Below are 12519 nucleotides of genomic sequence, written 5' to 3' on the forward strand. Positions count from 1 at the left end.
GTAAACTGGTCTGTAAGCCAGTCTGCACCCCAATTTGCAAGCCGCTTTGAATGCCGGTTTGAATCCCCGTCTTCTGAAGCATCGGTTCAGAACCAAGCAGCAGATCGGCCTGCAGACCGTCAGGTAGAAAACCAAAGGGCATGCCCTCGATTCCCATACTGGACAAGCCAAGCGATCCGACATGCGCAAGCATCACGATAAACGCGAAGCCAAACGCGCAGTATTGATGTCGATGCAGCGCAAACTCCAAACGCCTTGCGCTATGCGCCATGACTGCCGGATATTCCGTCATGCCCCATCCCCGATATTTACTGCTTCGCACTCATGGCAATTACCATGTTGTGCGACATCGGATCAGCAAATCCGACACATGCATTAAGTCTAGGAATTAAGTCTAGGAATTGACACTCAAGCACACCAAGCAGCGATGAGCATTGTTTGAATACTTGCCACCGAATAAGAGGACACGCGAAGAAGACACGCGGCTTCGGTGTTAATAGCGTGCAGGCACACGCAGGTATGCACACGGCAAGCGGAAGGTTTAGGGCAACAGGCTTAATGCGACAGGTTCAAAGCAACAAGCTCCAAGCAACAGCCTTAAACCATGGCCTTCAGATAAATACGGAATTCGCTACCCACGCCCAGCACACTGTCGACCTCGATGCGACCGCCATGACGATCCACCACCGTTTTCGTGAAGGCCAGACCAAGGCCCACACCCGGCTCGGCGTCGGGCTCGCGTTCACCCAGACGGGCGAACTTCTTGAACAACAGCTCACGATCCTCGAAGGCAATGCCACGCCCTTCGTCGCGCACGGCAACACACCAGTCACCCTCTACCTGATACACCGCACACACCACGCGGCTCTCACGCGGGCTGAACTTCACGGCGTTGTTCACCAGATTGATGACCGCACGCCGGACCAGTTCGCGGTCGCCCAGGCTTTGCGCCGCGTTGGGTGGCACATCCACATCAATGGTGATGCGCTTGGATTGCGCCTGGCTCCAGCAATCGTCGGCCGCATCCATCACGATGTCAGCCAGATCGACCGGCTCACGCTCGTGTTCAGGCGGCTCGGCACGCGCCAACTGCACGAACGATTCGGCCAGGGCCAGGCTGCGGCTTGCCAGACGGCGAATACGCGACAGCATTTCGGCTGGCGGCAGCTCGGTGGCGTCTTCGCGATTCAAGGTCAGCAAGGCCAGAATCGCCGTCAGCGGTGACCGCATGTCATGCGACAGGAAACGCATGGCATCGTCACGACGGCGTTCAGCTTCATGCAGCGCCGCCACGTCGACAAGACTGACGATCCATCCTTCACCATCGGCAAGAGTCATACAGGGCGCGCACTTCAGCAGGAATTCGGCACCCTTGTCGTCCCGGCACTCCACGCCGTGCTGGTACATCGCAAAGTCGAAACGACTGCCAGAGCCGCCCCACGCGCCGCCACCGACGGGCGTCAAGCCCGCCAGCAGGGTATCCAGCTTACGGTCATGCAGATTTGCGCTGCTTGCGCCGAAATACGTCGCGGCAGCAAGATTGCCGATCACCACCCGACCCGAGGCGTGACACACCAGAATAATGTCGGGCAGACTTTCAATGGCCGCCATCAAAAAGTCGCGCACCGATTGCCGCTCGCGCGAGTAATCGACCTCGGCGTCATCCGGATCCAGTAACCGGCCATTGGTCGTGGTGTCGTGGTGCGCGTGTCCGTTGCCATTGAGCTGGGCATTCAGCTGCGTGGGATTGGACTGCTTTGAATGTTGCTGCTTGGAATTCTGTTGATCGGCATTTTGCTGCTTAAGTCCTGGCTGCACAGGACTTGACTGCCTCGGCTTCATCGGCTCGCCATGCAGGCGTGCTGCCATGACCGGGCCTGCCACCGAATACTCTGCCCGGGGCAGCAGGCTGTTCGCCAGCCTGCGCGTCAAGACCGCAAACACCGGTGCCCCCACCAGCAGCAAGGCACCAGGAGCCACCCACAGACCGGCAATGCACCAGGCGGCATAACTTGCGCCCACCCCGGCAAAGATAATGGCCGCGCATATCTTGAACGCGCGCGCAGGCGGGTGCGACCACATTGCCACCAGCAGCAACAGCGCCAGCGAGGCCGTGAACAAGGCGTTCTGCCAGGCGTCGATACGAACATAGGGGTTGGCATGCAGGAAGGCGTCAGCGATGCCCGCCGAGGTTTCAATACCGACACCCACATGCATCGGGCCGGTACGCATCAACGCACGCGCATCCTGCAACCCCGATGCACCTACGCCAACCAGCACGACCTGCCCGGCAAAGACATCCGGCGCGACCTTGCCGTCCATGACGTCCTGGGCCCTGACGGTCGTATAAGGATGCAGCTGGGCGTGTCTGGCTGACCGGAGCGACCGTGGTTCGGAACCCGGCATCATCGTGGAGCCCGTGCTGACCGACATCAACGCTGCGCGTGTCAGGCCGCCTCTGAGCATTGGATCGGGCACAACGGTCGTATCGACCACCCCCACCGCCATCTGACGCCACCACCGGTCGTTATCGCCCCCCACTGCCAGCAGGCTATGGCGCAGCATCGACGCAGCGCTTTCCACATCAGGCCCGTGCCAGGCCATTGCAGGAGCGGGATCCAGCGACGCCTCACCATTGAGCTCACGGCCTGCCAGCACCGACTGAAACACCGCCGGCACCAAGGCAGGACTGGTGCCCATCGCAACTGCCAGATGCCGCCCCGTCGGCAGATCCGGCGTAGGCATCGACAAGACCATGTCCATGCCCACCGCCAGCGGCCGCTGGGCGGAAATTCGCTCCAGCAGATCCGCGTGAACTTCACGCGGCCAGGGCCACCTGCCGATACTGGCCACACAATCGGCACCGATGGTGACCACGACGACATCTGCGACCAGCGGCGTTGGCGCGCTTGCCGTATAGCCGTCTCGGATGACTGTGTCCATGCGCCCCAACCCGTTGCACAGACCCAGTCCCGTTGCCAGAAGCATCACCGCGACACTGAACGCGATACGCTCTGGCTGCTGAACGTAAGACGCCAACATGGCGATTCACCGACGCGTAACTGACTGCCACAGGGTAGGTACGACACAATCTGTCGGATGGATCGTCAACGGCTGGTGTAAAGGTGTCGTGTTCATGCCTGCTCTCCTTCATCTGCCGTGGGATCGACCGCCTCGAAGCGATAACCAAGTCCGTACACCGGTGTGAGTCGGTAACCGTTTTGCGGCCGCAGTTCCAGCTTGCGTCGAAGTTGGGACACATGCGTGGACACCGTCCGGGTATCGACCCCTGCTCTGCCCCACAACTCGCTCAACAAATGCTCGTGCGATAACAATCGCCCCGCATTTCGGAACAGAAAAAGCGCCAGCTCGTATTCTTTCGGCTTGAGCGGTACGGGCTGCTCACGCAGCGCCAGTTGCCGGCGATGCAAGTCGAAGGAATACACGCCGAATATCGTGGCCGGGCTGCGGATCAGGTCCGGGTAGGCCCGCCGAAGCAAGGCAGTAACCCGTGCTTTGAGTTCCTGCGGGCGGATCGGCTTGATCATGTAATCGTCGGCACCAGCATCCAGCCCTTCAATCACATCTTCTTCGCCGCCACGACTGGTGACGAACAAAACGGGCACCTGTTCGCGGATATGACGCCGCACCCAGGCAACCACCTCTGGTCCTTCGACGTGAGGCACGTGCCAATCCAGAATGAACATGTCGAACCGATCTCGGTGCAGCGCGCGAAGCAGCGCCCGTCCGTCGTCGAATAAATGGCAATCGTGATCGAGTCGAATCAACGCGCTTTGAATCGATCGCGCGTGCGCAGGATCATCTTCGAGTATCGCTATGCGCATTACTTACCGCCGCTTTGTTGCCTGGGTGGTCCGGCTGATCGGACTAGCCGGTCGGGTGACTTCTAGCCCAAGCTTAACGTGCCGTTCATGGCTTGGTTGCTATGCTTTCGACCCGTTCTAAATTGTTTATGTTGAGCGACAAACGGACATCTGTTGAGCATCTTGCAGCCGTGCAAGGCAGAAAAGATATCTGCTTAATTTATGTCCCAACGACTCATCCTGACAGGCTTGGCAGGGTGGGAGACTACTAGTGCGGAAATAGTGCCGAATACCGAAATAAATCACCAGCCCGGCACGAAAATTTCCGCCCAATAAAAAAAGCCTTCCCGAAGGAAGGCTTTTGATAACAAACCCAATCATTTTCAGATCCGCCAGCCCTTTCGGACTGGCGGTAGTTATTACCGGATAATCGGTAATATTTTCTGATTGGTCTATTACCCTACCGATCAGTTCTTGGTTTGATCGACCAGCTTGTTTGCCTTGATCCAAGGCATCATGTCGCGCAGCTTGCCGCCAACCGTTTCGATCTGGTGTTCAGCGTTCAGGCGACGACGCGACAGCAGCGTCGGGGCACCAGCGGCGTTTTCCAGGATGAAGCTCTTGGCGTATTCGCCGTTCTGGATGCGATCCAGGACGCCGCGCATGGCAACCTTGGTGTCGGCGTTGATGATCTTCGGGCCGGTCTCGTATTCGCCGTATTCGGCGTTGTTCGAGATCGAGTAGTTCATGTTGGCGATGCCGCCTTCATAGATCAGGTCAACGATCAGCTTCAGTTCGTGCAGGCACTCGAAGTACGCCATTTCGGGGGCGTAGCCGGCTTCCACCAGGGTTTCGAAACCAGCCTTGATCAGTTCAACGGTACCGCCGCACAACACGGCTTGTTCGCCGAACAGATCGGTTTCGGTTTCTTCGCGGAAGTTGGTTTCGATGATGCCGGCACGACCGCCGCCATTGGCAGCTGCGTACGACAGCGCGATGTCACGTGCCGAACCCGACTTGTCCTGGTGCACGGCGATCAGCGTGGGCACGCCGCCACCTTGGGCGTAGGTAGAACGCACGGTGTGGCCCGGGGCCTTCGGTGCAATCATGATGACGTCGATGTCTTCACGCGGCACGACTTGGCCGTAATGCACGTTGAAGCCGTGTGCGAAGGCCAGTGCTGCGCCCGACTTGATGTTCGGTGCAACGTTTTCCTTGTAGACCTGAGCGATGTTCTCGTCCGGCAGCAGGATCATGACAACATCCGCGCTCTTGACTGCATCGTCCACTTCCTTGACGGTCAGGCCGGCTTTCTCGGCCTTGCTCCACGAAGCACCGCCCTTGCGCAGGCCAACCACAACCTTCACGCCCGAATCATTCAGGTTCTGTGCGTGTGCGTGGCCTTGCGAACCGTAACCGATGATGGCAACAGTCTTGCCCTTGATCAGGGAGAGGTCGGTGTCTTTGTCGTAGAAAACTTTCATTGTCTTAATCTCCGAATGGCCACGAGCCCGGGGGTATCCCAGTGCCGGCCTGAGTGAACTGCTTATTGAACGAATTATTCAGGAAGGTATTTCAGCAAAGCTGCGGATGGGCAATCAAATCTTCAGGATTCGTTCGCCGCGTCCTACCCCGCAACTGCCCGTCCGGACGGTTTCGAGAATCGCAGTGCGATCAAGGGCTTCGATGAAACCATCAAGCTTGCTTTTATCGCCCGTCAATTCCACGGTGTAGCTCTTTTCGGTCACGTCGATGATGCGGCCACGGAAAATATCCGCCATCCGCTTCATTTCTTCGCGTTCCTTGCCGACCGCACGCACCTTGATCAGCATCAGCTCGCGTTCGATGTGGGCACCTTCGACCAGATCGACGACCTTGACCACTTCAACCAGGCGGTTCAGATGCTTGGTGATCTGTTCGATCACGTCGTCCGAACCGCTGGTCACCACGGTCATACGTGACAGGGTGGAATCCTCGGTGGGGGCCACCGTGAGGGTTTCAATGTTGTAGCCACGTGCAGAGAACAGACCCACCACGCGCGAAAGCGCGCCAGGTTCGTTCTCGAGAAGCACAGAAATAATGTGTCGCATGCGTGCTCCCTTACAGATCTTCAGAACCGAGCAACATCTCGGTCAGCCCCTTGCCGGCCTTGACCATCGGCCAGACGTTTTCGGTCTGATCGGTGATGAAGTCCAGGAACACCAGGCGATTCTTGGCAGCAAATGCTTCGCGCAAGGCACCTTCCACGTCGGCAGGCTTCTCGATACGCACGCCGATATGCCCGTAGGCCTCGGCCAGCTTCACGAAGTCGGGCAGCGAATCCATGTACGACTCGGAATAACGCGAACCGTAGTCGATCTGTTGCCACTGGCGAACCATGCCCAGGAAACGGTTGTTCAGGCAGATGATCTTCGGGCTCAAGCGGTACTGCTGGCAGGTGGACAATTCCTGGATGTTCATCTGGATCGAGGCTTCGCCTGTCACCACTGCCACATCGGCACCCGGATTGGCCATTTGCACACCCATGGCGTAGGGCAAGCCCACCCCCATGGTGCCCAGGCCACCGGAATTGATCCAGCGACGCGGCTTGTTGAAGCCGTAATACTGCGCCGCCCACATCTGGTGCTGGCCCACGTCGGAGGTCACGAAGGCATCACCGTGCGTGATCTTGCACAGCGTTTCGATCACGTACTGCGGCTTGATGACGGTGTCCGAATGCGCGAACTTCAGGCATTCCTTGCCACGCCACTGCGAAATCTGCTGCCACCACTTGCTGAGCGCGCCAGCGTCCAGGCTTTGCTGCGCAGCTTCCAGCTGGTTGATCAGTTCGATCAGCACTTCGCGCACGTCGCCCACGATCGGCACGTCGACCTTCACGCGCTTGGAAATCGACGACGGGTCGATATCGATGTGCACGATCTTGCGCGGATGCTGCGCAAAGTGTTTGGTATTGCCGATCACGCGGTCATCGAAGCGCGCGCCCACGGCCAGCAACACGTCGCAATGATGCATTGCCATGTTGGCTTCGTAGGTGCCGTGCATGCCAAGCATGCCGACAAAGCGCTCGCTGCTGGCGGGGTATGCACCCAGACCCATCAGGGTGTTGGTACACGGTCCACCGATCAGATCGACCAGGCGAGCCAGCTCTGCGGAAGCGTTTGCCAGGACCACACCGCCACCGGCGTAGATCATCGGGCGTTCGGCTTGCAGCAGCAATTGCACGGCTTTCTTGATCTGACCCGTATGGCCCTTGCTGACCGGCGAGTACGAGCGCATGCGGACTTCGTCCGGGTACACGTACTTGCACTTGGCCATCTGGACATCTTTGGGGATGTCCACCAGCACGGGGCCGGGGCGACCGGTGCGTGCAATGTAGAACGCACGCTTCATGGTCTCGGCCAGGTCTTTCACGTCCTTGACCAGGAAGTTGTGCTTCACGCAGGGGCGAGTAATGCCCACGGTGTCGCATTCCTGGAAGGCGTCGAGGCCGATGGCATGCGTAGGCACCTGACCGGACAGGATCACCATGGGGATCGAGTCGAGGTGGGCCGTGGCAATACCGGTGATTGCGTTCGTCACACCCGGGCCGCTGGTAACCAGGGCAACGCCGGTTTTCTGCGACGAGCGCGAATAAGCGTCAGCCGCGTGGATGGCAGCTTGCTCGTGCCGCACGAGGATGTGCTTGAACTTGTCTTGTTTGAAGATTTCGTCGTAGATATAAAGCACTGCACCACCGGGGTAGCCAAACACATGTTCGACTTGCTCTTCGGCGAGGCAGCGCACGACGATCTCGGCGCCGCTGAGTTCCATGGATGTCATCCATTCAAGATCGACACTGACACCCCGGTTCGCATCTGCCTTCTGGGCAGTTAAAAGCGTGATCCGCGCAGTAACCGTCAACACAATCGACGCTTTTCGGTTCACGGAACCGATCCGCTCGAACGCCTTGCCGACCCTGAACGCATCCACCGGAATGGGTGCTGAAGGTTGAAACGGAAGTCTGTGGACCGGAGAACCCGGTAAGGCCCAAAACGCTCGTGGCGTGGTCCGCAGATCAAGTTTGGCGCACATGCAAGCCGACGAGTGAGCCGGTCTTGCGAGGGCCTGATCAGGAAAGCTAGGTTTGTTTCCTGACGGTATGACAATCTATCGCGTCGTTATAAGAGGGTCAAGTGACGGCACGGCCAAATGCCCGTGAATCGCGCAGTTTCGCAACGAAACGGGGCAATCCGCACCAGTATGTGGCACGCAGATGCCGCAACGCCGCAACCGCCTGAACGACAGCCCGTCCGGGCAGTCCCTTAGGCTGGATCAAAACCGGCAGATGCAAGCCGGGTTATCGTTGCGAGCATGACCCAGCCCCCTGCCCCGTCGGTATCTGCCGCCATGCGCGTCACCTCTGCCCCCAACCCGGCCCGTGCGGCTGCCCCCACACCAGGCCGCTGGCGACGCTTCGCCTGCATGATGTACGAGGCCATTCTGCTTTTCGGAGTGTTGTTCACCGCCGAATATCTGTTCGACACGCTGACGCAGAGCAAACACGCGTTGGCCTTGCGTGAATGGCGCCAGCTTTGGCTGTTTCTGGTGATTGGCACCTATTTCATTATCAGCTGGCGACTGGGTGGACAAACCCTGGCCATGAAAACCTGGGGCATCCGCCTGGTGGACCGCGACGGCAGCAAGATCGGGCTGGGCAAAAGCATGGCACGGTACGTCTTGTGCTGGCCGGTGACGCTTACCGGCCTGGGATTTGTGTGGTCGTATTTCGATCGGGACAAGCAATTCCCGCACGACCGCCTGCTGGGTACACGATTGATCATGACAGGAGAGGGCCACTATTGATGCAGGGATCGACAGACGTGAGACAAGTTGCTGAATTACCTTCTTCCCGTACCTTGAATACCCATCGCCACGCATGTCGCGGTGTCAGCATGAACATGCGCCTGGGCATGATTGCCGCTGCCTTGCTGAGCATGGCGGCCTTGTCACCGGCACACGCACAGCGTCAGGGCAACACCCAGTGGGCAGCGAATGCGCCTGGCAGCAGTTGCAAGGTATGGGGCCCATCGATGCTGATCAGCGCGGGCGGTGATCAATCCGATTACCTGATGCGCTACCAGGGTGCCTGCAAGGATGGCGTGGCCAACGGGGCTGGCACGGCAACCTGGCTGTATCGCTGGGTGGATGGCAAGGTCCATTCCACCTGGAAGGGCAATTTCGTGAACGGCATCTTCGTTGGCCAGCAACCCGTGCGCAGCGTGACCGGCATGCCCGGCGACCGGTTCCTGATTCCGCTTGAAGGCACTGCCCCGCGCGTGCTGCTGCTCAGTCGCAGCGAGCAGACCGGCGCACTTGATATGTGCAAGATCGAAAAAGTCTTCGTGGAAGCAGGCACCGGGCCGAATGCGCTCGACCTGGAGAACGACGATGCCACCAAGGCAGCCTTGTCACAGGCCGTCGATGTCGTGCGCAAGCAGTGCCCGCAGGCCGGACGCCTGAGCCTGGAAGTCTATGCCGGCCCGATACAACCCGACGCCAACGGCCGTATTCAGAACCCCCTGGTGACTGCCGCCGTGCGCGAGGACGACAGCGCCCTGGCCAGCTACAACAACCGGAACAGTGACGCCAAGCGCCGTGCCGTGCAGACCGCTGCGCGCGCAGAGCAGGATGCTGTCAGCCGCACCCGTTTCATGGACTTCAGCCGCCGCCATGCGCTGAGCACCTGGGCGCTCAGCAGCCAGCTCGATGAAAACCCGTTCCTGTTCAGCGGCCAACGTGTCGGGTTGATGCTGCAACTGGAACGCATGGTGAGCCCCAATCAGGCCATCGTGCGCGATCTGCGTGAACGCGCAGGCGGCAGCCTGCTGCTGACCGGCATCACGCCCGAAACCTTCCGTGGCAGTTATGCCGTGGTTGCTGCCACCGTGGCCCCGCAACGCGCCAAACTCGAAAATACGTATCGCGGTGAGATTACCGAAGTGCAGGCAATCGAAGCCCTGCCCTGCGCCGACCGTTATTGCCAGGAATGGACCGGTTGGATGCGGCTGGGCGAGCCGCTGGCCTGGGGCAAGCCGATGCGCTGGGATTGATGTGCACTAGACTGACATGCGCTGGACTGAAATGCACTGGGACTGAAATCGCCCATTTGCCATAAATTTCCGACCGCATGACCCTCGCCAATCCCCACCCTCATTCGAACGGTGGGGATTTTTTTCGTTTTGAACCCGGGTAAATGCAAGCCAATTTTAGAGTTGCATCCGGATGCCACAACGGTCGAGTTGTGCTCCCTGTCCAAGGTATACAAACGCTGGTCGATAAAACCCCACGCCTTTGCACCCTTGACTGCGTCATGCCGATGACGAGGAGAGCCTTGCATGACGATCCAGCACGACACCACTCAAGCCCGTCAGGGGCTGCCTGCCGCCCAGCGCCAGGACAAACGGTTGCTGCGCCAGGGGCTTTTTCTTCCATGCGCCCGTCAGCCTGATGCAGTGGCAGATCATTGCCGTATCGGTATTCCACGAAAGCCAAACCGCCAATCGGGCCACGAATGAGATCAATCAGCTTCGTGGCGGGTGTGGCCGTCGACAAGGACATCTACTACATCGCCAGCACCCTGGACGAATCAGACGGAGACGCTGGCTATTCCGTCATGCTGTTTTATCAGGCGCAGCGGCAGGAAAAATGGTTCTTTCACTCGCTTCCCGATTGGCGAGTAATCGATGTGGCCTTCCCGCCCGTCAAGGCCGGTGCGGTAAGAGAGGTCTACGGCCTGGAAGAAAACGGGCGAATCGAAATCTACAGCCGCAATGGCAGCACCGAGATCCAGATCCCGGGCGCAGGCCTGATCGAGGACGACGGACAAGGCTATGTGAATCGAATCAGGTGCATCGGCGATGCCACGTATGTCTGCGGACACAGCGGGCAGATATATGAAAAGAAAGGTGACGAATGGGCCGACATCGGTTTGCCTGACTCGTCCTCCGGCGTACCTGCGCCGAGCGAAGCCGATGCTGGCCAGATTGCAAACACCAACGTGCTGGACATCGGCCTTGACGCAGGTGGGCTGATAGCGATCGGCACCGAAGGCATGATCGCCAGGCGCGTTGGCGTGACATGGCAGCAAGTACCAAGGCTGACCGCCGCCGATCTGCACGGCATATGCGCCGATGAAAACGGCAGGATCTGGATCGTCGGGCAGCGCGGCACGGTCGTTTGCGAGGCAGACGACACCTTCAAGGTACTGACAACACAATCTCTGGACACGGACTTCTACTCGGTCGCGTCCTTCGGCCAGGAGCTTTATATCGGCGCGGAGGATGGTCTGTATTCACTGGTCGACGGAAGTCTGGAGCGCCTGGCGGTCAGCGACACGTTCACGCTGAGCGGGGTGTCGCGCGTCGAGTCCAAGGATGGCGTCCTGTGGGTGCTGTCCGCAAAGAAACTGCTTCGGTACAACGGAGCGGATTGGGAATGCTTTGAGCATCCAAACAATGCCGATTGAGCCAGATGCCAAGCCGAGGTGATCTACCTACCGCGCAAAAACGCGTCAGACATGGAGCAAAGCTTGACCAACACGCCCAATGCCGAAGACATCCTTGCTCGTTTCGGCGACAAAAGCACCGACCCTCAGCTTGAAGCCCTCTTCGTCGCGCTGAACACAAAGCGTCGCCCTGAAATGCCCGACCCCGACGACTACCGTTACCACGACTGGGTCTTGGTCAAACGCAAAGGTGTCGAGCTTGGCTTTTCCGAATCGGAATACCACGCCGCCGCCGAATACTCGGAATGGGGCGAGGGCGATTTGATATTGACGCAGGCTTACTTCTATTCAGGCTTCGACGAGGTGAAGCCATTCGAAGGTGCCCTGCCCCATGGCCTGACGTTTGCCGACGATCGCGCCACCGTCAGGAAGAAGCTCGCCGCTTTTGAGGCCACACGTCATTCACATCGCACCGACACGTGGGACGTCGACGGCTACCGGCTCAACGTCACCTATGACGAAGACGATATCGGCATCGACCGCATGGCGTGCATCGTCTTGCCCGCAACACTCGCGCATGAGCCGGAAGACGTCGAGTTCCCCACGTTGGCACGCTTGATTGCTGCATTCGGCGAACCCTTGAAAGCGGATGCCATCGAAGCCTTGTGGCAGGAAGGCTGGGACGACGACTCGCTGGACGACGCGCGCGACGACGGCGACCTGGACCTCAGCGAGTCCTACGGCGTGACGGTTTACTACGCGGGCAAACGGAAGAAGCGCACCTTGCGCAGCTTCACACTGCATCGGGACCATGACGAAGACTCTACCCAGTGGGGCGGCGATCTACCCAACGGCCTGGACTTCGAAGACAGCCCGGAAACGCTGTTTGCCAAGATGCAGGTTCCGCCAGTACAGCAAGATGCCGAGGGGCTGGACGGCTATGCGGTGTGGCATCTCGACGATTTCACGCTGCATGTGCTGTACAGCAATCTCCACAACCGGTTGCTGCGCGTGACCTTGCACGCGCCGGGGACGTGGAAGTCGGTGGGTGGCATTGATGAACTGTTGGAAAACGACTGAGCACGATTCGATGGCGGTAGATCTGACCATGCACGCAAGGAGACAGGGCAAAGATGCTCATTGATATCTCGTTCCTACTTCCCGCTCGATAAACGGACGCGCGAGATCACTTTCGTCTACTTCAGCCATCCC

Annotated in this window: 10 protein-coding genes; 5 read left to right on the forward strand and 5 right to left on the reverse strand. The window is 59.1% G+C overall.

Annotation, left to right across the window (positions count from 1 at the left end; translation table 11 throughout):
- Positions 1-597 precede the first annotated feature (597 nt).
- From FXN63_RS15490 to FXN63_RS15510, 5 genes are all read right to left on the reverse strand, one after another.
- Positions 598-3042 (reverse strand): sensor histidine kinase, encoded by a 2445-nt coding sequence (locus FXN63_RS15490; RefSeq protein WP_148816132.1) that lies wholly within the window; start codon positions 3040-3042, stop codon positions 598-600.
- 92 nt (positions 3043-3134) lie between these two features.
- Complete coding sequence (locus tag FXN63_RS15495) at positions 3135-3845, reverse strand: response regulator transcription factor (RefSeq protein WP_148816133.1); 711 nt, start codon at positions 3843-3845, stop codon at positions 3135-3137.
- Positions 3846-4291: 446 nt separating this feature from the next.
- A complete protein-coding gene (gene ilvC / locus FXN63_RS15500) occupies positions 4292-5317 on the reverse strand; it encodes a ketol-acid reductoisomerase (protein WP_281290879.1) in 1026 nt (341 codons plus the stop codon).
- Positions 5318-5422: 105 nt separating this feature from the next.
- A complete protein-coding gene (gene ilvN / locus FXN63_RS15505; protein WP_148816135.1) occupies positions 5423-5914 on the reverse strand; it encodes an acetolactate synthase small subunit in 492 nt (163 codons plus the stop codon).
- 10 nt (positions 5915-5924) lie between these two features.
- On the reverse strand, positions 5925-7634 hold the full coding sequence (locus tag FXN63_RS15510; protein WP_148819397.1) for an acetolactate synthase 3 catalytic subunit: 1710 nt from the start codon (positions 7632-7634) through the stop codon (positions 5925-5927).
- Positions 7635-8210: 576 nt separating this feature from the next.
- Here FXN63_RS15510 and FXN63_RS15515 point away from each other — a divergent pair.
- The 5 genes from FXN63_RS15515 (at position 8211) to FXN63_RS15535 (ending at position 12387) form a co-directional block, all read left to right on the forward strand.
- The gene (locus FXN63_RS15515) at positions 8211-8666 is read left to right on the forward strand and encodes an RDD family protein (RefSeq protein ID WP_148819398.1); all 456 of its coding nucleotides are present in this window, start codon (positions 8211-8213) and stop codon (positions 8664-8666) included.
- Positions 8667-8755: 89 nt separating this feature from the next.
- Positions 8756-9913 (forward strand): hypothetical protein, encoded by a 1158-nt coding sequence (locus FXN63_RS15520; RefSeq protein ID WP_148816136.1) that lies wholly within the window; start codon positions 8756-8758, stop codon positions 9911-9913.
- A gap of 285 nt (positions 9914-10198) precedes the next feature.
- Positions 10199-10378: a hypothetical protein gene (locus FXN63_RS15525; protein WP_148816137.1), complete on the forward strand. Its 180-nt coding sequence runs from the start codon at positions 10199-10201 to the stop codon at positions 10376-10378.
- A complete protein-coding gene (locus tag FXN63_RS15530; RefSeq protein WP_148816138.1) occupies positions 10375-11328 on the forward strand; it encodes a hypothetical protein in 954 nt (317 codons plus the stop codon). The genes FXN63_RS15525 and FXN63_RS15530 overlap by 4 nt, the downstream gene beginning before the upstream one ends.
- 63 nt (positions 11329-11391) lie before the next feature.
- On the forward strand, positions 11392-12387 hold the full coding sequence (locus FXN63_RS15535; protein ID WP_148816139.1) for a hypothetical protein: 996 nt from the start codon (positions 11392-11394) through the stop codon (positions 12385-12387).
- The last annotated feature ends 132 nt before the right edge of the window (positions 12388-12519 follow it).

The organism is Pigmentiphaga aceris (assembly GCF_008119665.1).
GTDB lineage: Bacteria > Pseudomonadota > Gammaproteobacteria > Burkholderiales > Burkholderiaceae_B > Pigmentiphaga > Pigmentiphaga aceris.